The organism is Streptomyces sp. NPDC044064, assembly GCF_056434245.1.
This window is the reverse complement of record NZ_JBWKFN010000005.1, coordinates 336,507-356,002: the sequence shown is the minus strand read 5'-3', so window position 1 is coordinate 356,002 and position 19,496 is coordinate 336,507. Positions and strand designations below refer to the sequence as shown.

Below are 19,496 nucleotides of genomic sequence, written 5' to 3'. Positions count from 1 at the left end.
GGTGGGACGGGAGCGTGGCCCGTGACGGATCAGGCGGTGGACACAGGCGGCGGGCGGCTGTCCGCGCACCCGGCCGCGGCGGACCATTTCCTGGGCCGCACACGGGAGTTGAAGGGACTGCGTGCCGACATCGAGCGCGCGGGCCTGGACACCCTCTCCGGCCGCAAGGCACCCCGCGCGCGCGTGCTCCTCATCGCGGGCCGCCCCGGCTCCGGCCGGACCGCCCTCGCCGAGGAGCTCGTGCGAAAGGTCGCCGAGCGTTACCCCGACGGAGTGCTGCGGGCCAGGCTCAGCGAGCCCGACGGCACCCCCGTACCGATCGAGCGCATCGCCCGCGAGCTGCTCGCCGTACTGGAGGTGCAGGCACCCGCCGGGGCCGCCGAGGACGACCTGACCGAGGAGCTGCGCGCGGCCCTCGCCGGGCGGCGCATGCTGCTCCTGCTGGACGACGCGGCCGGGGCCGAGCAGGTCGACGCGTTGCTGCCGGACGCCCCGGACTGCCTGGTGGTCGCCGTCTCCGGCGGTCCGCTCACCGGCATCGCGGACGTCCGCCCCTGCACCCTGGGCGGCCTCGACACCAAGTCAGCGGTGGAACTCCTCACCCGCTACACCGGCTCGGTCCGCATCACCGTCGACCCGCGCTCCGCCGAGAGCCTGGCCGAGGCGTGCCAGGGCCACCCGGCCGCGCTCACCCTGGCCGGCGGCTGGCTCGCCTCCCGGCCCCAGGCGGCCGTCTCCGACCTGGCCAAGCGGATGCACACCGACGCCGCCCCGGGTGCCGAGGGCGCCGACAGCACCCCGCTGGCCCGTGTCTTCCGGCTCGTCCACGACCAGCTGGCGGGCCCGGCGGCCCGGATACTGCGACTGCTCTCACTGGCGCCGGCCGGGCTGATCGACCCGCACACCGCCTCGGCGCTGGCCGGCTGCTCGGTGGGCGCCGCGCGCGCCGCCCTGGACGAGTTCGTCCTGCTCGGCCTGGTGCGCGCGGTGGACTCCCCGCTGCCCGAGTACGACATCCCCGGCTGTCTGCACCCGCTGCTGCGCTCCTTCGCCGAGAGCCAGGAGCGCCCGGCGGAGCTGCAGCTGGCCCGGGCCCGCATGCTGGAGCGGACCGTACGGCTGCTGCAGTCGTGCCGGGCCATCACCGAGACGGACAGCCCGCAGGCCCGGGAGAAGCTGCAGGAGATGCCCAAGGCGCTGCGCTTCCCCACCCCCCGGGCGGCCGAGGACTGGCTGCGCGTGCGCCGGCCCGCCCTGCTGGCCGCCGTCCGGGTGGCCGTGGCCGACGGCGAGCTGGACACCCTCGCCCGCCGGCTGATGTCCCAGCTGGTCAGAGCCATGGCGGCGCACTTCGGCACGCAGGCGGCCGCGCCCGATCTGTACGGGGTCCACGGCCTGGTCCTGGATGTCGCCGAGCGGCGCGGGCTGCACCGGGAGCGGGCCGCGGCCCTGCTGAACCTGGGCGATCTGGACGCGCAGACCGGCCGCACCCGGGACGCGCTGGCCCGCTACCGGGCCGCTCTGGACGCCGGGCGCGAGGCGAACGACCCGTACGCGACCCGCCGCGCGATGGAATCCGTAGGCGGCGCGTACCAGGAGCTCGGGGACTACGACCGGGCCGCCGACTGGTTCGGCCGGGCCCTGGCCGAGCGGCTGGCCCGGGGCGAGCGCACCGAGGCCGCCCGGCTGTACGGCCGGATCGCCACCGCCCACACCTACGCGGGCCGCTACGGCGAGGCGCTCAGGAACTGGCGGGCGGCCGTCTCCGGGTACCGCAAGGACGGTGATGTCGCCGCTCACGCCCGGGCGTTGAGCGAGCTGGCCCGGGTCCAGGAGTACGCCGGGCGGCCCGAGGAGTCGCTGCGCACCTGCCAGGAGGCGGTGGAGTGGGCGCGGCGCGCCGACGAGGTCCGGTTGCAGGCCGCGCTGCAGCTCAGGCTGGCCGACACCCTGGAGCGACTCGGCGACCCCACGGCCGCCCGCCTGCACCGCGCGACGGCAGAGCGCATGCTGAACGAGGAGCACCCGGAGGAGGACTCCGGCTCGGAAGAGGGCGCTAACGCCTGCGAAATCCGTAGTGCATCCAACGAAGATTGATGCAATGAAAGGCTAGACACTCAGAACACCTTCATTAGACTGGCTCTGCCGCTCGTTCTCCTGCGGTGTCTCCCGGTGTGCCCCTGCATGCCTGGGTATGTCTTGTAATGCACCCCCCCATACCCTCTGAGCCAAGGACCGTGATCGACGTGAAGGTCGGCATCCCCCGCGAGGTCAAGAACAACGAGTTCCGGGTGGCCATCACCCCCGCCGGTGTGCACGAGCTGGTGCGCAACGGCCACCAGGTCGTCATCGAGCGGGGCGCCGGCCTCGGCTCGTCCATCACGGACAGCGAGTACGTCTCCGCCGGTGCCGGGATCCTGGAGACGGCCGACGAGGTCTGGGCCGCCGCGGACCTGCTGCTGAAGGTCAAGGAGCCCATCGCGGAGGAGTACCACCGCCTCCGCAAGGACCAGATCCTCTTCACCTACCTGCACCTGGCCGCCTCCAAGGAGTGCACGGACGCGCTCATCGAGTCCGGCACCACGGCCATCGCCTACGAGACCGTCGAGCTGCCGAACCGCGCGCTGCCGCTGCTCGCCCCGATGTCCGAGGTCGCGGGCCGTCTGGCCCCGCAGGTCGGCGCCTACCACCTGATGGCCCCGGTCGGCGGCCGCGGTGTGCTGCCGGGCGGCGTCCCGGGCGTGACCCCGGCCAAGGTCGTCGTCATCGGCGGCGGTGTCTCCGGCTGGAACGCCACCCAGATCGCCGTCGGCATGGGCTTCGACGTGACCCTGCTCGACCGTGACATCAACAAGCTGCGCGAGGCCGACAAGGTCTTCGGCAGCAAGGTCAAGGCCATCATGTCCAACACCTTCGAGCTGGAGAAGGCCGTCCTCGACGCCGACCTCGTCATCGGCGCCGTGCTCATCCCGGGCGCCAAGGCCCCGAAGCTCGTCACCAACGAGCTGGTGTCCCGCATGAAGCCCGGAAGTGTCCTTGTCGACATCGCGATCGACCAGGGCGGCTGCTTCGAGGACTCGCGTCCCACCACGCACGCCGAGCCGACCTTCCGGGTCCACGACTCGGTCTTCTACTGCGTCGCCAACATGCCGGGCGCGGTGCCGAACACCTCCACCAACGCCCTCACCAACGCGACGCTGCCGTACATCGTCTCGCTGGCCAACAACGGCTGGGTCGAGGCGCTGCGCCGTGACGCCGCGCTCGCCAAGGGTCTCAACACCCATGACGGCAAGGTCGTTTACAAGGAGGTCGCCGAGGCCCACGGCCTGGAGCACGTCGAGCTGGAGACCCTGCTCGGCTGAGCCTGCGACCTGGTGAGTCTCTAAGTCACCGACAGGTAAAAGGCGATTCGTCAACACGCATCGTCAACACCGCGCACCCGGCCGGACCTTGCCCGACAAGGTCCGGCCGGATGTGTGTATGGTCACTTTGCGACTCTCGGTCAACTCGCCTCGAACGTAACCCTTCGACCGATTCGCACACCCGTGAAACCTGCTGTGCGACGGCCGTACGCCCTTGACAGCGGGATGTTTCATTGCCGACACATCCTGCCGGGTCCGGCGGATTGTGTTGCTGCGGACCGCCGACACGCCATAGAGTCGCCAACCGTCGGCATAGTGCCACGCTGACCTTGTCTAGAAGTTTCCTGGTCACCAAGGAGGTAAGACGACTTGTGAATGAGTCGACATTTTCTCCCGGGGGTGGTCAACCAGGAATGCCTGTACGGGGCCAGGGCTCCGCGGGATTCGAGGCTGTCGGCTCCGTAGCTGTGCGCACCTTCGCAGCCCGCCAGAGTCCGGGTCAGCAGACCGCCCGGACAGCACACCAGAGCATGGATGGCCATCACGTGAACGCCATGGCCGGCGACGGAAGTGGTGCGCCCCACAACCACTTCGCCGACTACGACGAACTGCCCGAGGGGCACTTCTACGACCCCGACGCCGAATACGAGCCGGACCCGGAGTACGCGGCCACGCTCGCGCCCGACGCTGCCCGTCAGCGCCGTGAGCGCGTCGGCCCGACCGGACGCCCGCTGCCGTACTTCCCGATCCCGGGCCCGCTGACCGACCACGGGCCCGCGAAGATCATCGCGATGTGCAACCAGAAGGGCGGCGTCGGCAAGACGACGTCGACCATCAACCTGGGTGCCGCGCTCGCGGAGTACGGCCGGCGCGTGCTGCTCGTGGACTTCGACCCGCAGGGCGCGCTGTCGGTGGGTCTCGGTGTCAACCCGATGGAGCTCGACCTCACCGTCTACAACCTGCTCATGGAGCGGGGCATGTCCGCGGACGAGGTCCTGCTGAAGACCGCGGTCCCCAACATGGACCTGCTGCCGTCCAACATCGACCTGTCGGCCGCAGAGGTCCAGCTGGTCTCCGAGGTTGCGCGCGAGTCGACGCTGCAGCGGGCCCTGAAGCCCCTGCTGCCCGACTACGACTACATCGTGATCGACTGTCAGCCCTCGCTCGGCCTGCTCACGGTCAACGCGCTGACGGCCGCCCACAAGGTGATCGTCCCCCTGGAGTGCGAGTTCTTCGCCCTCCGCGGTGTCGCGCTGCTCACCGAGACCATCGAGAAGGTCCAGGAGCGGCTCAACCCCGAGCTGGAACTGGACGGCATCCTGGCCACGATGTACGACTCGCGCACGGTCCACAGCCGCGAGGTGCTGGCCCGTGTGGTCGAGGCGTTCGACGACCACGTCTACCACACGGTCATCGGCCGCACGGTCCGCTTCCCGGAGACCACGGTCGCCGGTGAGCCGATCACCACGTACGCCTCCAACTCCGTCGGTGCCGCCGCCTATCGCCAGCTCGCCAGGGAGGTGCTCGCCCGGTGTCACGCCGAGTGAGTCTGCCCGGGGCCGACGAATTGTTCCGTACGACAGGGGGGACGGCGCTCCAGCCGTCCACGCCCCGGCGCACGGCCAACGGCGAGGCCCGGGTGCCGGCTCCCGCGGGGGAAAGCGACGAGGTGGCCGCCGCCGAGGACACGCCGACGTCGGTGCCCGTCCAGGGCGGTGACGGAGAGGGCGCCGAGCATGTCGCGGCGGAGGCGGAACCGGCCGAGGCCGGCGAGTCCCGCACGCGGCCGGCCCGGCGCCAGGCCGAGCAGGAAGGTTCTGCCGCCGCCGCGCAGCCCCGCAAGCGGGGACGGGCGGCGGCCCGGCGGCCCAGTGGGCGCGAGCGGCACGACGAGAAGATCACGGTGTACGTCTCCGCCGAGGAGCTGATGGACCTCGAGCACGCGCGACTGGTCCTGAGAGGCGAGCACGGGCTGGCCGTCGACCGTGGCCGCATCGTCCGCGAGGCGGTGGCCGTCGTCCTGGCCGACCTGGAGTCCCGAGGGGACGCGAGCATCCTGGTACGCAGGCTGCGGGGTCGGTAGTCGGCGTCGCGGGCGGTAAGCGGTAGCCTGCGACGGCCATGACCTCGAACGACGCTCCCGCCCCCGGCCCCGCGGCCGGCCGCAGACGTGCGCTCGGACGGGGTCCGGGGACCATACGGCCCGAACCACCCGAGGCCACGGCGCCGCCGACCGCGGCACCAGCGGCACCAGCGGCACCGCCGGACGCTGCCGAGCCGGAGCCCGTTGCGCTGCTGGACACTGCGGAGCCGGAGGCCGGAGAGCCGCTTGCAGCCGCCGAGCCCGAGGCCGTGGCTTCGTTGACAGTCGTGGAGCCGGAACCGGAGCCGGAGCCCGTGGCTTCGCCGGTGGTTGCCGAGCCCGAGGGCACCACCCCCTCCGACGGTGTCTTCAAGGTCCGGCTCTCCAACTTCGAGGGCCCCTTCGACCTTCTCCTCCAGCTCATCTCGAAGCACAAGCTGGACGTCACCGAGGTCGCGCTCTCCAAGGTGACCGACGAGTTCATGGCACACATCCGGGCCATGGGGCCGGACTGGGACCTGGACCAGACGACCGAGTTCCTCGTCGTCGCCGCCACCCTGCTGGACCTCAAGGCCGCCCGGCTGCTGCCCACTGCCGAGGTCGAGGACGAGGCCGACCTCGCGCTGCTGGAGGCCCGGGACCTGCTGTTCGCGCGGCTGCTGCAGTACCGCGCCTACAAGCAGATCGCCGACATCTTCAACCAGCGCCTGGACGAGGAGGCCCGCCGCTACCCGCGTACCGTCGGCCTGGAGCCCCAGCACGCCGAGCTGCTGCCCGAGGTCGTCATCAGCATCGGCCCCGAGGGCTTCGCCAGGCTCGCCGTGAAGGCGATGCAGCCCAAGGCCAAGCCGCAGGTGTACGTGGACCACATCCACGCCCCGCTGGTGAGCGTGCAGGAGCAGGCGGGCATCGTGGTCGCGCGGCTCAGGGAACTCGGCGAGGCCAGCTTCCGCGCGCTGGTGGAGGACACCGACGACACCCTCACGGTCGTGGCCCGCTTCCTCGCGCTGCTGGAGCTGTACCGCGAGAAGGCCGTGGCCCTGGAGCAGGAGACCGCGCTCGGCGACCTGCTGGTGCGCTGGACCGGCGGCGACGGGGACGCGGGGCCGATGGTCACCGACGAGTTCGACCGGCCGCCCGAGGAGCCCAAGGAGGAGAAGAAGGCATGAGCGAGGAGACCGCGGAACGCCCGGCGGGACTCCGTACCGTCGCCGATCTCGACCTCAAGCCCGCCCTGGAGGCGGTCCTCATGGTCGTGGACGAGCCCGCGACCGAGGAGCACCTGGCCAGGATCCTGGAACGGCCGAAGCGGCAGATCGCCGACGCGCTTCGGGAGCTGGCCGACGACTACACCGTGCAGGGCCGTGGCTTCGAGCTGCGGTTCGTCGCGGGCGGCTGGCGCTTCTACAGCCGAGCCGCGTACGCGCCCGCCGTCGAGCGGCTCGTGCTGGACGGCCAGACGGCCCGCCTGACCCAGGCCGCACTGGAGACGCTGGCCGTCGTCGCCTACCGCCGGCCCGTGAGCCGCAGCCGCGTCTCCGCCGTGCGCGGAGTCAACTGCGACGGTGTGATGCGCACCCTCCTGCAGCGCGGTCTGGTCGAGGAGGCGGGCACGGAACCCGAAACAGGTGCGATCCTGTACACGACGACGAACTACTTCCTGGAGCGGATGGGCCTGCGCGGCCTGGACGAGCTCCCCGAGCTCGCGCCCTTCCTGCCGGAGGCGGAGGCGATCGAGGCCGAGACCCAGGAGGGCGTGCCGTCGTTCGATCCGGACGCTCCGGATTCCGAGGACGCAGACGACAAGACGGAACTTTGATGCGAAGCAGTAGCGGCAGGAACAGCAGCGGAAACAACGGCGGGAGCCGTGGTGGCAACAGCGGCGGCCGCGGCGGGAGCAGCGGTGGCCGCGGTAACTACCGCGGCGCCGGGAACGCCCGCGACGACAAGCAGGGCGGCCGGCCGAAGAAGCCGCGCCCGGAGGAGCGGCGCTACGACGTAGGCCCCGGCGCCACCCAGGACGGCCCGAAATCGGGTCGTGGCGCTTCGGCGCGCGGCGGAGCCAAGGGCGGGCCCAGGCAGAGCCAGAGCACCGGGCGCGGCCGTACGGCTCCGGCGAGTTCCCGTGAGTACGACGCCCGCGCCGAGGAGCGCAACCGCGAGCGGTACGCGGGCAAGAAGGACGTCAAGCTGCCCAAGACCTTCCCGGGTGCCGAGCAGGAGGGCGAGCGGCTGCAGAAGGTCCTCGCGCGCGCGGGCTACGGCTCCCGGCGTGCCTGCGAGGAGCTGATCGAGCAGGCCCGCGTCGAGATCAACGGCGAGATCGTCCTGGAGCAGGGCCGCCGCGTCGACCCGGAGAAGGACGAGGTCAAGGTCGACGGCCTGACCGTGGCGACCCAGTCGTACCAGTTCTTCTCGCTGAACAAGCCCGCCGGTGTCGTCTCGACGATGGAGGACCCCGAGGGCCGCCAGTGCCTCGGTGACTACGTCACCAACCGCGAGACCCGGCTCTTCCACGTCGGACGGCTCGACACCGAGACCGAGGGCGTCATCCTGCTCACCAACCACGGCGAGCTGGCGCACCGGCTGACCCACCCGAAGTACGGCGTGAAGAAGACCTACCTCGCGGCCATCGTGGGCCCGATCCCGCGTGACCTCGGCAAGCGCCTGAAGGACGGCATCCAGCTGGAGGACGGCTACGCGCGCGCGGACCACTTCCGGGTCGTCGAGCAGACCGGCAAGAACTACCTGGTCGAGGTGACCCTGCACGAGGGCCGCAAGCACATCGTGCGCCGCATGCTCGCCGAGGCCGGCTTCCCGGTCGAGAAGCTGGTGCGCACCTCCTTCGGCCCGATCACCCTGGGCGACCAGAAGTCGGGCTGGCTGCGCCGCCTGTCCAACACCGAGGTCGGGATGCTCATGAATGAGGTCGACCTCTAGGAGGCGCCTGAGTGGCGTTCTGACGGCCGGTCCCGGGTTCTTTGGGACCGGCCGTCGGCGTATCCGGGAACGGGGCTCCAAGGAGCGCTCAGGGGCTTGCGGATCACGGCGCGGCAGCTTTATGGTCGTAGCGACTATTAGTCGGGCTGACGACAGGACCGGCCGTGAAGGCCGGTCCCTGAGGGGGTGACCGGGGCATGGAGGGCTACGACAAGTACGCCTACGAACCCTTCGCCGTCACCGTCGACCTCGCCGTCCTCACGCTCCGCACCGGCGCCCTGCACGTGCTGCTGGTCGAGCGCGGGCAGGAGCCGTACGCCGGCCAGTGGGCGCTGCCCGGCGGCTTCCTGCTGCCCGACGAGTCCGCGGAGACGGCGGCCCGGCGCGAACTCGCCGAGGAGACCGGGCTCGACGACGTCTCCGGGCTGCACCTGGAGCAGCTGCGCACCTACAGCGAGCCCGGCCGCGACCCCCGGATGCGGGTCGTGTCCGTCGCCTTCACCGCGCTGCTGCCCGAGCCTCCCGAGCCGCGCGGCGGCGGTGACGCGGCCCAGGCCCGCTGGCTGCCGTACGACTCCGCCCGGCCGCTCGCCTTCGACCACGAACGGATCCTGGCCGACGCCCACGAGCGGATCGGCGGCCGGCTGGAGAGCAGCTGCGTCGCCACCGCCTTCTGCCCGCCCGAGTTCACCCTCGGCGAGCTGCAGCAGGTCTACGAGACGGTGTGGGGCACGGCCCTGGACCGCCCCAACTTCCGCCGCAAGGTGCTTGCCACGCCCGGGTTCGTGGAGCCCGTCCCCGGCGCCGCCCGGCTGACCGGAGGCCGCGGCAAGCCGGCCGCGCTCTACCGTGCGGGCACCGCCACCACCCTGCACCCGCCCCTCCTCCGACCGTCCCGGGAAGGACGCCCCGCATGACCACGTTCCACGCGAGCAAGCGCCCCGCCTCCGGATCCCTGATCGGACTCGCCCTCGGGGACGCCCTCGGCTTCCCGACCGAATTCAACGACGTGCCCTCGATCCTGGCCAAGTGCGGCCCCTGGCGGGAGATGGAGCTGCCGCGGCGCGCCATCGTCTCCGACGACACACAGATGACCCTGGCCTTCGGACGCGCCCTCAGGACCGCCATGGACCGCGGTGTGCTCGCCCCGAAGCGGCTGGAACGGCCGCTGCGCGAGGAGTTCGTGGACTGGTACCGGTCGCCGGAGAACAACCGGGCCCCCGGCCGCACCTGCATGACCGCGTGCAGTCTGCTGAAGGAGGAGGGCCGGCCCTGGCAGGACGCCAGCCAGATCGGCTCCAAGGGCTGCGGCGCCAACATGCGCGTCGCGCCCGTCGGGCTCGCCCCCGGCCTCAGCGACGAACAGCGCGCCGGCGCGGCCCAGTTGCAGTCCGGGCTCACCCACGGACACCCCACCGCGCTGGCCGCCTCCGACCTGACCGCCCGCGCCGTCCACCTGCTCGCCCGGGGCACCGACCCGGCCGGACTCGTCGGACAGCTGCGCTCGTACGCCCACGACAACCGCAGCCGCTACCACCGGACCTGGCTCGGCGACCTGTGGACCCGTTCCCAGGACCCGAGCCCCGAGCACTTCATCGAGCGCGGCTGGGACGAGTGCCTCGAGATCCTCGACCGCGTCGAGGAGGCCGTGCGCACCGTCTCCCCGGAGGCCGACCCGTGCCTGGCCACCGGAGCGGGCTGGATCGCCGAGGAGGCCTTCGCCACCGGGCTGCTGTGCTTCCTGCTCTTCCCCGACGAGCCCCTCACCGCCCTGCGCCGGGCCGCCTGTTCCTCGGGCGACTCGGACTCGATCGCCTGCCTCACCGGCGCCTTCGCGGGCGCCTGGCTGGGCGCGGACGCCTGGCCCACCGAGTGGGCCGACCGGATCGAGTACCGGGGGGACCTGTTGGCCCTGGGAGCGCTCTGGGACGCTTAGGCCCGTGATCGACGACCTCGACATGGACCTGACGCCGGTGATCGCCGAGCAGCCCGACCCGCTGCTGTTCGCGACCGTCTCCGGAGCGCACCTCTACGGCTTCCCGTCCCAGGACTCCGACGTGGACCTGCGCGGCGCCCACCTGCTGCCCGTCGCCGACCTGGTGGGGCTGCGCGAGCCGGAGGAGACGCGGTCGCGGGCGTGGGTGCGGTTCGGGGTCGAGATGGATCTCGTCACCCACGACGTGCGCAAGTTCGTCCGGCTGATGCTCCGGCGCAACGGCTATGTGCTGGAGCAGCTGCTCTCGCCCCTGGTCGCGCACACCACCGAGGAGCACCGGGAGCTGATCGCCCTGGTGCCCGGCGTGCTCACCGGTCACCACGCCCACCACTACCGCGGGTTCGCGGTGACCCAGTGGCGGCTGTTCGAGAAGACCGGCGAACTCAAGCCGCTGCTCTACACGTTCCGTGTGCTGCTCACCGGCGTCCACCTGATGCGCAGCGGCGAGGTGCAGGCCCATCTGCCCACGCTCCTGGAGCAGGTGGACGCACCCGGCTACCTGCCCGAGCTGATAGCCGCCAAGGCGGAGCAGGAGCACGGCAGCGCCGACATCGAGCACGCGCGCGTGGCGGCCGACGTGGAGCGGCTGCACGCCGTGCTCGACGCGGCGCAGGCCGCCTCAGCCCTGCCCGACGCACCCAGCGCGCACGACGCCCTGCACGACTTCGTGGTGCGCGTCCGGCGGGCAGGCTGACGCACGGCGCACCCGGTACAGGAAGTCGGCCACGCGCGCGTGGTCCGGCTCCGGCGGCAGCGGGGTGCGGTGCAGGGCCTCCTCGGTCTCGTCCGCGAGCCGGACCATCCACGCCTCGACCTGCGCCCAGGGCACCTCGCCCCGCTTCACCGCCAGCAGCGGGTCCCGTCGGTCACCGACGTCGAGCCGCAGCTCTCCGGTGCGCAGCAGGTCGCGGGCGCTCATCAGCAGGCGGAGCAGGTGCATCGCGTGCTTCCAGCGCGGGGCGCCCGTCGTACGGACGTCGGCGTCCAGCTTGCGGCGCTGGCCGAGGGCGTAGCGGGTGAAGGTGTCGTGGGCGCGCCGGGACAGGAAGGCGCCGCGCAGGGACAGCAGCTCGCGGCCGGTGTCGTCCACGTGCTCCACCAGCGGTGAGTGCAGGCACTCCAGGATGTTCGGGTTGCCGCGCAGCGCCAGCTCGCAGAACCGCTCCAGCTCCCAGGAGAACTGCTCCTCGCCCGGTCCTTCCACATGCGTGGGCGGCTTCTCGAACCGCCAGAACAGAGGGGTGGGGGCGAGGAAGACGCCCCTGCGGTCGGTGTCGCTGGTGTCCGTGGCCAGGCCGAAGGCCCGCGATCCCATGACACAGGCGTAGATCGTGTGGTCGCGTACCAGGTCCTCGGGCTGCATTCCCGGAGCGTACGCGCGCCCTCACACCAGGCGGATGGAATTTCCTTCCACCTTGATCGTCTTGGGCGGCAGCGGCTTGATCGCCGGGCCGTGCGCCACCGAGCCGTCGGCGATGTGGTACTTGCTGCCGTGACAGGGGCAGTCGATGGTGCCGTCCGTCACCTGGTTAACCGTGCAGCCCATGTGGGTGCAGATCGCCGAGAAGGCCTTGAAGTCGCCCTTCGTCGGCTGCGTGACCACGACCTTCTGCTCCTTGAAGATCGTGCCGCCGCCCTCCGGGACGTCACTCGTCCGCGTCAGCTGCTGGACGTCGGGTGCCGCGGACTTCTCGCCGCCGCAGCCGGCGGCGAGTGCCGCCGCGCCCGTCGCGAGAACCGTGCGCCGCGTCGTGCTGTGGGTCATCTCGTCACTCCGAAGGTCGAAGGAACCTCGACAGGAAGAAAGCCGCAAGATGCGACATCTTTGCATCAAAGGTGTCCAAGCCGAAGGAAGCGAGGGGGCGGCGGACCGCGGTCACCGGGTCGGCCCGCGTCTCAGCCGGCGGGCGCCGCGCACCCGGCCGGCGTGGGCTGACTACGCTGGACGGACCAAGAGCCGAAACGCATGTCAGCAAGGAGCAGCGCCGTGGCGGTACGAGCGGTCCGGGGGGCCGTCCAACTCGAACGGGACGAGGCCGGGCACATGGACGAGCAGGTGGGCGCCCTGCTCACCGCCGTCCTGGAGCGGAACGGGCTCACCACCGACGACCTGATCAGCATCTGGTTCACGGCCACCCCCGACCTGCACAGCGACTTCCCGGCGGCCGCCGCCCGCAAGCTCGGCATCGTCGACGTCCCGCTGATCTGTGCCCAGGAACTGGACATCGAGGGCGCCATGCCGCGGGTCGTCCGGGTGCTCGCGCACATCGAGTCGGACACACCGCGCGCCGACATCGCCCACGTCTACCTCGGCGCCGCCGCCGCCCTGCGCAAGGACATCGCCCAGTGAGGACCGCACTCGTCATCGGCACCGGGCTCATCGGCACCTCCGCCGCGCTCGCCCTGACCCAGCGGGGCGTCGTCGTCCACCTCGACGACCACGACCCCGAGCAGGCCCGCACGGCGGCCGCACTCGGCGCCGGCACCGACGAGGCCCCCGACGGCCCGGTGGACCTCGCGATCGTCGCCGCCCCGCCCGCCCACGTGGCCGGAGTCCTCGCGGACGCCATGGCCCGGTCGGTGGCGCGCGGCTACGTCGACGTGGCCAGCGTCAAGGGCGGCCCGCGCCGCGAGCTGGAGGCCCGCGGCCTCGACCTCTCCTCCTACATCGGCACCCACCCCATGTCCGGCCGGGAGAAGTCCGGCCCGCTGGCCGCGACCGCCGACCTCTTCGAGGGCCGCCCCTGGGTGCTCACCCCGACCCGGGACACCGACACCGAGGTGCTGAACCTCGCCCTGGAACTGGTCTCGCACTGTCGGGCCGTGCCGGTCGTCATGGACGCCGACGCCCACGACCGGGCCGTCGCCCTCGTCTCCCACATGCCCCACCTGGTCTCCAGCATGGTCGCCGCGCGCCTGGAGCACGCCGAGGAGGCGGCCGTACGCCTGTGCGGGCAGGGCATCCGGGACGTGACCCGGATCGCCGCCTCCGACCCCCGGATGTGGATCGACATCCTCTCCGCCAACCCCGGCCCGGTCGCCGACCTCCTCGCCGACGTCTCCTCCGACCTGGACGAGACCGTGCGTGCCCTGCGCGCCCTGCAGTCCTCCGACGACGACAAGCGGCGCGAGGGCAGCCAGGGCATCGAGGACGTGCTGCGCCGCGGGAACGCGGGGCAGGTGCGGGTCCCGGGCAAGCACGGCAGCGCGCCGCGCGTGTACGACACCGTCGTCGTCCTCATCGACGACCAGCCCGGCCAGCTGGCCCGCATCTTCGCGGACGCGGGACGGGCCGGGGTCAACGTCGAGGACGTACGCATCGAGCACGCGACCGGACAGCAGGCCGGTCTGGTCCAGCTCATGGTCGAGCCGAAGGCCGCGCCGGTCCTGAAGGAGGCCCTGCGGGAGCGGGGCTGGGCCCTGCGGCAGTAAAGCCCGGTGAGGGCGCCTCCCGGGAGCCAGTAACCTTGTGCGGGACGCCCTCGCGTCCCCCACCCGCCCGCCACCCTTCACCAGGAAGGTGCCCTCCCGTGGAAAACGGCGCCGCCCCGACCGCCAAGCCCGTGATCGTCGCGATCGACGGCCCCTCCGGCACCGGCAAGTCGAGCACGTCGAAGGCCGTCGCCGCACAGCTCGGCCTGAGCTACCTGGACACCGGCGCCCAGTACCGGGCGATCACCTGGTGGATGGTGGCCAACGGCATCGACCTGGAGGACCCGACCGCGATCGCGGCCGTCGCCGGCAAGCCGGAGATCATTTCCGGCACCGACCCGGCCGCCCCGACCATCACGGTCGACGGCGTCGACGTGGCCGGCCCGATCCGCACCCAGGAGGTCACCTCCAAGGTCAGCGCGGTCAGCGCGGTGCCCGAGGTGCGCTCCCGGATCACCGAGCTGCAGCGCTCGCTGGCCTCCGGCGCGGAGCACGGCATGGTGGTCGAGGGCCGTGACATCGGTACGACCGTGCTGCCGGACGCCGACCTGAAGATCTTCCTCACCGCTTCCCCGGAGGCCCGTGCGGCCCGCCGCAGCGGCGAGCTGAAGGGCGCTGACGTCCACGCCACCCGCGAGGCGCTGATCAAGCGGGACGCGGCCGACTCCAGCCGCAAGACCTCGCCGCTCGCCAAGGCCGGCGACGCCGTCGAGGTCGACACCACCGAGCTCACCCTCGCCCAGGTCATCGAGTGCGTCGTCACCCTGGTCGAGGAGAAGCGAGCCGGGAAGTGAGCCTTCCGACCGAGCGGGGCGCCGAGGTCGGGCGGCGCATCGGCGTCGGCCTGATGAACGGGCTGTGGAAGCCGCGCGTGCTCGGTGCCTGGCGGCTGCCCGCGAGCGGCCCGGCGATCCTCGCCGTGAACCACTCGCACAACATCGACGGTCCGATGGTCATGGGCGTGTCGCCCCGGCCGACGCACTTCCTGATCAAGAAGGAGGCGTTCATCGGTCCGCTGGGCGCCTTCCTGAGCGGCATCGGCCAGCTGAAGGTGGACCGCACCTCCGTCGACCGCGCGGCGATCAGCGAGGCCCTCGGCGTCCTCGACAACGGGGGAGTGCTCGGCATCTTCCCGGAGGGCACCCGGGGCGAGGGCGACTTCGCCTCGCTGCGGGCCGGACTCGCCTACTTCGCGGTCCGCAGCGGGGCACCGATCGTGCCCGTCGCGGTCCTGGGAAGTTCCGGGAAGCCGGGCCGGTTGATAAAGGGACTGCCCCCGCTGCGCTCCCGCGTCGACGTGGTCTTCGGCGACCCGTTCGAAGCGGGCGACGGCAGCGGCCGGCGCACGCGCAGGGCGCTGGACGAGGCGACCGAGCGCATCCAGAAGCAGCTCACCGGCCACCTGGAAAACGCCAGGCGCCTGACCGGGCGCTAGGCGACACTTGAGTAGTGGATCAGACCCTGACGGGCCGCTCCACCGATCACCACGATGAACGACGAGGTACGGACTTCATGAACGACCAGATCCAGCCCGACGGCTCGGCCGAGCACGAGTACGAGCACGGGGCGCTCGGCGACGCCGAGTACGCGGAGTTCATGGAGCTCGCTGCCGAAGAGGGCTTCGACATCGAGGACGTCGAGGGCGCCATCGAGGCGGCGGGCCACGGTCCGCTGCCCGTGCTCGCCGTCGTCGGCCGCCCCAATGTCGGCAAGTCGACCCTGGTGAACCGGATCATCGGCCGCCGCGAGGCGGTCGTGGAGGACCGGCCGGGCGTCACCCGCGACCGCGTCACCTACGAGGCCGAGTGGGCGGGCCGCCGCTTCAAGGTCGTCGACACCGGCGGCTGGGAGCAGGACGTCCTCGGCATCGACGCCTCCGTGGCCGCCCAGGCCGAGTACGCGATCGAGGCGGCCGACGCGGTCGTCTTCGTCGTGGACGCCAAGGTCGGCGCCACCGACACCGACGAGGCCGTCGTACGGCTGCTGCGCAAGGCCGGCAAGCCGGTCGTGCTGTGCGCCAACAAGGTCGACGGCCCGAGCGCCGAGGCCGACGCGGCCTACCTGTGGTCGCTGGGCCTCGGCGAGCCCCACCCGGTCTCGGCCCTGCACGGCCGCGGCACCGGTGACATGCTCGACGCCGTCCTGGAGGCCCTGCCGACCGCGCCCGAGCAGAGCTTCGGCGGCGCCGCGATCGGCGGACCGCGCCGCATCGCCCTGATCGGCCGCCCGAACGTCGGCAAGTCCTCCCTCCTGAACAAGGTGGCCGGCGAGGAGCGCGTCGTCGTCAACGAGATGGCGGGCACCACCCGCGACCCGGTCGACGAGCTGATCGAACTGGGCGGCGTGACCTGGAAGTTCGTCGACACCGCCGGTATCCGCAAGCGCGTCCACCTCCAGCAGGGCGCCGACTACTACGCCTCCCTGCGCACGGCCGCGGCCGTGGAGAAGGCCGAGGTCGCGGTCATCCTGATCGACGCCTCCGAGAACATCTCCGTGCAGGACCAGCGGATCATCACCATGGCCGTCGAGGCCGGCCGTGCGATGGTCATCGCCTACAACAAGTGGGACACCCTCGACGAGGAGCGCCGCTACTACCTGGAGCGGGAGATCGAGACCGAGCTGGCCCAGATCGCCTGGGCACCCCGCGTCAACGTCTCGGCCCGCACCGGCCGCCACATGGAGAAGCTGGTCCCGGCCATCGAGACCGCGCTCGCCGGCTGGGAGACCCGCGTGCCCACCGGCCGTCTGAACGCCTTCCTCGGCGAGCTGGTCTCGGCCCACCCGCACCCGGTCCGGGGCGGCAAGCAGCCGCGCATCCTGTTCGGCACCCAGGCGGGCACCAAGCCGCCGCGGTTCGTCCTCTTCGCCTCCGGCTTCATCGAGGCGGGCTACCGGCGCTTCATCGAGCGCCGCCTGCGCGAGGAGTTCGGCTTCGACGGCACCCCGATCCACATCTCGGTGCGGGTGCGCGAGAAGCGCGGCACGAAGAAGAAGTAGTACCTCCACGGCCCGTCACGAAGGGCGGCTCCTGCTCCAGGAGCCGCCCTTCGCCGTATGTACGTCACACGCTCCGGCGCGGAGCCGGCGGCAGCCCCGCCGGAACATGGTGCATCCCGGTGTCCTGCTGCCGCCCGAGGGTGCCGATCCGCTGCCACTGCGACTGCTGTCGCGCGCTGTAGGCCCCCGCGCTGTAGGCGCTGTACGAACTGCTGAACGACCCCGGCCGGTGACCGCCGTACGAGCCCGTGCCGTGCGGCATGTTCCCGAAGGCCGTGAAGTCCAGCCCCTCCTCGCCGCTGCGGTCACCCGGCAGCGTACGGAAGGTCTTGACCCACTCCGCGTAGAGCGAGTCGTAGATCGGCGTGGCCGATGACCCGCCGCCCCCCTCCTGCCCCGCCCGCGCGGACGGAACGGAGGGGTAGGCGGACCGGCGGGAGGGAGAGTCGTATGCGTGCACGTATGTCCAAACGACCGGCACCGTGAAGAGATGCGGTCGGACAAATCGGGGCGCGGGGCGGCATCACCGTGCGGCTCCGCCGAATGGGTGCGCGAAGCCACGACGCACCCGCGAACGCACGGCAGCTGCCTGCCCCTCAGCCGGCCGTCAGGTACCCGCGAGAGGAAGGGCCGCGGCCACCAGCTTCCCGTTCGCCGCAGCCTTGTCCAGCGCCTCCCGCAGCAGGTCCTCCCGAGGCTGCCGTCCGATGGACCCCACCGGTGCGGCGAACATCAGCACCTGCTGGTGCTTGTTGGCGGCGGCCCGCCAGCTGTCCGTCACCTGCAGCGGCTGATGCGCCTGCCACCAGGCCACCGGCTGCCCCCCGTTGGCGCCCGGCTGCAGCACCGCGTGCAGCTGGCCGACGGCGAGCAGCACCGACCAGCCGTGCAGCACCGACGGAACGGTCGCCAGCTCGGTCACCGGCATGAAGCCCTGCTCGATGAGGAGCGGAAGGAAGTCGTCACCGGCCGCCATGGAGCCGGGGCGCACGATGGGCGCGGTCGGCTCGACCACGAGCGCGGGGTGCAACTCGCCCTCGACGAGGACGAGTCCGCTGGTCACGCCGAGCACGGCCTGCTCGGGCACCGCCCGGTGCGACTCGCTCACCCCGGCGGAGCTGCCGCCGATGGAGCGGACCGCGCCCTGCAGCTGCTCCTCGGTGACCTGGACGACCTGCGAGGGCAGACAGCTGGCGTGGGCGAAGGCGAGCACGGCGGTCTCGTCGCCGACGAACAGAACGGTGCTGGTGCGCTCCTGCTCGGAGTCGCCCGGGGTGCGGCAGGACGTGCAGTCGTAACTGCCCGGGGCGTTCTCTCCGGCGAGCAGCCGGTCGGCTTCTTCGTCGCCGATCTCGGCGCGTACGGCGTCACTGACGTCGAGCATGCGCGGCACGGTGGCTCCCATCGGGATGCGGTGCTGGGTCGGCCGGGTGGCTCCCGGCCCTGAGCCCCGGGGATCCGGGCTCATGAAGAAGACAACGGGCGTCCTGTGGTGGTGGTCACGCCCAGGGGGCGATGGAATCGAACCAATCACCGCACAGGGTCACCTTCAGCACGGAATCGGCCACTCCCCGTCAACTCGTCGCGCAGTCAAGGAACTTGAATGGGTGAAGTGAGTCACAGATCGCCTGAGCGGGTGGTCGAAAAATCGTGAAATCAGGGGATGAAACGGCTGGCCGAAAATCGCCGATACCCAGGGTAACGGCGAACTGGCCTGGAATGACGGGGAGTTGGTTGATATCGGCGGCCTCATCTCCCTAGATTCCTCCGCCGTGTGCAGCGAGCACCGCTCGGGTACGTCCGCCGGCCGGCACCGGAAAGAGCACGATCAGGCACCGGCCGCGGCGGACGGGGCGGGCGCGACGAACCGCGGTCCTACGCGGGGAGGCGTGCTCCGCCTGGGGGAGCCCGGGTTCGTGGAGAGGGAATTACATGTCCGAGTGTGCCGATACCACCCGCAACACCGCTCGTCACGACAGCGCCCGCAAGGGCCGTACGACGGCCGCCCTCGCCGGGGCGGCGCTGCTGGCCCCGCTGGGGCTGCTGGCCGTCACAGGCAACGCCGCGGCGGCGGACAACGGAGTGTGGGACCGCATCGCCCAGTGCGAGAGCGGTGGCAACTGGCACATCAACACCGGCAACGGCTACTACGGCGGGCTCCAGTTCTCCGCCGGCACCTGGCGCGCGTACGGCGGCACCGCCTACGCCCCGACGGCCGACCAGGCCTCCAGGAGCGCGCAGATCGCCGTCGCCACCAAGGTCCAGGGCGCCCAGGGCTGGGGCGCCTGGCCGGTCTGCTCCGCCCGCGCCGGAGCCTCCGGCACGGCACCGGCGGCCGGCTCCCCGAGTACGAGCACCTCGGGCACGAGCGCCTCGAAGAGCAGCGCGACGACGAAGTCCGCACCGGAGAAGTCCGCACCGGCCAGGTCCGTTCCGGCGAAGGCGCCGGAACGCGCGACCGGCCGGACCGGCCGCAGTGCGTCCCGCGGTGACTACACCGTCCGCGAGGGCGACACCCTGAGCGCCATCGCCACCCGGCACGGGACCACCTGGCAGCGGATCTACGCCGCCAACGAGAAGGTCATCGGCGGCGACCCGAACCTGATCGTGCCCGGCCAGCGCCTCGCGCTCTGACGCACACGACGGGTGCCCGGCACCCGGCCGGTACAGCCGCTGTCCCGAACGA

At 71.8% G+C, this 19,496-nt stretch carries 20 protein-coding genes; 16 read left to right on the top strand and 4 right to left on the bottom strand.

Going from position 1 to position 19,496, the window contains the following annotated elements; genetic code table 11:
* The first annotated feature begins 21 nt into the window (after positions 1–21).
* The 10 genes from AC07DS_RS11435 (at position 22) to AC07DS_RS11390 (ending at position 11,075) form a co-directional block, all read left to right on the top strand.
* On the top strand, positions 22–2,097 hold the full coding sequence (locus AC07DS_RS11435; RefSeq protein WP_479144212.1) for a tetratricopeptide repeat protein: 2,076 nt from the start codon (positions 22–24) through the stop codon (positions 2,095–2,097).
* A gap of 140 nt (positions 2,098–2,237) precedes the next feature.
* Complete coding sequence (gene ald, locus AC07DS_RS11430; RefSeq protein WP_479144211.1) at positions 2,238–3,362, top strand: alanine dehydrogenase; 1,125 nt, start codon at positions 2,238–2,240, stop codon at positions 3,360–3,362.
* A 413-nt stretch (positions 3,363–3,775) separates the two neighbouring features.
* Positions 3,776–4,909: a ParA family protein gene (locus tag AC07DS_RS11425; RefSeq protein ID WP_479144210.1), complete on the top strand. Its 1,134-nt coding sequence runs from the start codon at positions 3,776–3,778 to the stop codon at positions 4,907–4,909.
* On the top strand, positions 4,894–5,445 hold the full coding sequence (locus AC07DS_RS11420; RefSeq protein ID WP_479144209.1) for a hypothetical protein: 552 nt from the start codon (positions 4,894–4,896) through the stop codon (positions 5,443–5,445). Before AC07DS_RS11425 ends, AC07DS_RS11420 begins: the two co-directional genes overlap by 16 nt.
* Positions 5,446–5,483: 38 nt before the next feature.
* Positions 5,484–6,614 (top strand): segregation and condensation protein A, encoded by a 1,131-nt coding sequence (locus AC07DS_RS11415; protein ID WP_479144208.1) that lies wholly within the window; start codon positions 5,484–5,486, stop codon positions 6,612–6,614.
* A complete protein-coding gene (gene scpB / locus AC07DS_RS11410) occupies positions 6,611–7,264 on the top strand; it encodes an SMC-Scp complex subunit ScpB (protein WP_479144207.1) in 654 nt (217 codons plus the stop codon). Before AC07DS_RS11415 ends, scpB begins: the two co-directional genes overlap by 4 nt.
* Positions 7,264–8,385: a pseudouridine synthase gene (locus AC07DS_RS11405; protein ID WP_479144206.1), complete on the top strand. Its 1,122-nt coding sequence runs from the start codon at positions 7,264–7,266 to the stop codon at positions 8,383–8,385. Before scpB ends, AC07DS_RS11405 begins: the two co-directional genes overlap by 1 nt.
* Positions 8,386–8,582: 197 nt before the next feature.
* Positions 8,583–9,302, top strand: a complete 720-nt coding sequence (locus tag AC07DS_RS11400; protein ID WP_479144205.1) for an NUDIX hydrolase — start codon at positions 8,583–8,585, stop codon at positions 9,300–9,302.
* Entirely contained in the window at positions 9,299–10,321 is a 1,023-nt protein-coding gene (locus AC07DS_RS11395) for an ADP-ribosylglycohydrolase family protein (protein ID WP_479144204.1), read from the top strand. The genes AC07DS_RS11400 and AC07DS_RS11395 overlap by 4 nt, the downstream gene beginning before the upstream one ends.
* A 4-nt stretch (positions 10,322–10,325) precedes the next feature.
* Positions 10,326–11,075: a nucleotidyltransferase domain-containing protein gene (locus tag AC07DS_RS11390; protein ID WP_479144203.1), complete on the top strand. Its 750-nt coding sequence runs from the start codon at positions 10,326–10,328 to the stop codon at positions 11,073–11,075.
* Here AC07DS_RS11390 and AC07DS_RS11385 read toward each other — a convergent pair.
* Positions 11,001–11,744 (bottom strand): nucleotidyltransferase domain-containing protein, encoded by a 744-nt coding sequence (locus tag AC07DS_RS11385; protein ID WP_479144202.1) that lies wholly within the window; start codon positions 11,742–11,744, stop codon positions 11,001–11,003. The genes AC07DS_RS11390 and AC07DS_RS11385 overlap by 75 nt on opposite strands.
* A 21-nt stretch (positions 11,745–11,765) precedes the next feature.
* A complete protein-coding gene (locus AC07DS_RS11380) occupies positions 11,766–12,146 on the bottom strand; it encodes a Rieske (2Fe-2S) protein (protein ID WP_479144201.1) in 381 nt (126 codons plus the stop codon).
* Positions 12,147–12,368: 222 nt separating this feature from the next.
* On the opposite strand from AC07DS_RS11380, the gene aroH reads away from it, so the two are divergent.
* From aroH to der, 5 genes are all read left to right on the top strand, one after another.
* Entirely contained in the window at positions 12,369–12,731 is a 363-nt protein-coding gene (aroH, locus tag AC07DS_RS11375; protein ID WP_145882667.1) for a chorismate mutase, read from the top strand.
* Positions 12,728–13,813, top strand: coding sequence for a prephenate dehydrogenase (locus tag AC07DS_RS11370; protein WP_336111028.1), 1,086 nt, complete (start codon positions 12,728–12,730; stop codon positions 13,811–13,813). Before aroH ends, AC07DS_RS11370 begins: the two co-directional genes overlap by 4 nt.
* 98 nt (positions 13,814–13,911) lie before the next feature.
* Positions 13,912–14,607, top strand: a complete 696-nt coding sequence (gene cmk / locus AC07DS_RS11365; RefSeq protein ID WP_479144200.1) for a (d)CMP kinase — start codon at positions 13,912–13,914, stop codon at positions 14,605–14,607.
* Positions 14,608–14,660: 53 nt separating this feature from the next.
* The gene (locus AC07DS_RS11360; RefSeq protein WP_479144236.1) at positions 14,661–15,248 is read left to right on the top strand and encodes a lysophospholipid acyltransferase family protein; all 588 of its coding nucleotides are present in this window, start codon (positions 14,661–14,663) and stop codon (positions 15,246–15,248) included.
* Positions 15,249–15,325: 77 nt separating this feature from the next.
* Positions 15,326–16,810, top strand: coding sequence for a ribosome biogenesis GTPase Der (gene der / locus AC07DS_RS11355; protein ID WP_479144199.1), 1,485 nt, complete (start codon positions 15,326–15,328; stop codon positions 16,808–16,810).
* A 64-nt stretch (positions 16,811–16,874) separates the two neighbouring features.
* On the opposite strand, the gene AC07DS_RS11350 is transcribed toward der, so the two are convergent.
* Both AC07DS_RS11350 and AC07DS_RS11345 read right to left on the bottom strand, forming a co-directional pair.
* Positions 16,875–17,270, bottom strand: a complete 396-nt coding sequence (locus AC07DS_RS11350; RefSeq protein WP_479144198.1) for a hypothetical protein — start codon at positions 17,268–17,270, stop codon at positions 16,875–16,877.
* Positions 17,271–17,417: 147 nt separating this feature from the next.
* On the bottom strand, positions 17,418–18,203 hold the full coding sequence (locus AC07DS_RS11345; RefSeq protein WP_479144235.1) for a hypothetical protein: 786 nt from the start codon (positions 18,201–18,203) through the stop codon (positions 17,418–17,420).
* Between the two features lie 539 nt (positions 18,204–18,742).
* On the opposite strand from AC07DS_RS11345, the gene AC07DS_RS11340 reads away from it, so the two are divergent.
* Positions 18,743–19,444, top strand: coding sequence for a LysM peptidoglycan-binding domain-containing protein (locus AC07DS_RS11340; protein WP_479144197.1), 702 nt, complete (start codon positions 18,743–18,745; stop codon positions 19,442–19,444).
* Positions 19,445–19,496: the final 52 nt, after the last annotated feature.

Excerpts from the sequence above, each read along its gene's own strand:
- AC07DS_RS11425 (WP_479144210.1), top strand. The coding sequence starts at position 3,776 with ATGCCTGTACGGGGCCAGGGCTCCGCGGGATTCGAGGCTGTCGGCTCC.
- AC07DS_RS11415 (WP_479144208.1), top strand. The coding sequence starts at position 5,484 with ATGACCTCGAACGACGCTCCCGCCCCCGGCCCCGCGGCCGGCCGCAGA.
- scpB (WP_479144207.1), top strand. The coding sequence starts at position 6,611 with ATGAGCGAGGAGACCGCGGAACGCCCGGCGGGACTCCGTACCGTCGCC.
- AC07DS_RS11405 (WP_479144206.1), top strand. The coding sequence starts at position 7,264 with ATGCGAAGCAGTAGCGGCAGGAACAGCAGCGGAAACAACGGCGGGAGC.
- AC07DS_RS11400 (WP_479144205.1), top strand. The coding sequence starts at position 8,583 with ATGGAGGGCTACGACAAGTACGCCTACGAACCCTTCGCCGTCACCGTC.
- AC07DS_RS11395 (WP_479144204.1), top strand. The coding sequence starts at position 9,299 with ATGACCACGTTCCACGCGAGCAAGCGCCCCGCCTCCGGATCCCTGATC.
- AC07DS_RS11385 (WP_479144202.1), bottom strand. The coding sequence starts at position 11,744 with ATGCAGCCCGAGGACCTGGTACGCGACCACACGATCTACGCCTGTGTC.
- AC07DS_RS11380 (WP_479144201.1), bottom strand. The coding sequence starts at position 12,146 with ATGACCCACAGCACGACGCGGCGCACGGTTCTCGCGACGGGCGCGGCG.
- AC07DS_RS11360 (WP_479144236.1), top strand. The coding sequence starts at position 14,661 with ATGAACGGGCTGTGGAAGCCGCGCGTGCTCGGTGCCTGGCGGCTGCCC.
- der (WP_479144199.1), top strand. The coding sequence starts at position 15,326 with ATGAACGACCAGATCCAGCCCGACGGCTCGGCCGAGCACGAGTACGAG.
- AC07DS_RS11340 (WP_479144197.1), top strand. The coding sequence starts at position 18,743 with ATGTCCGAGTGTGCCGATACCACCCGCAACACCGCTCGTCACGACAGC.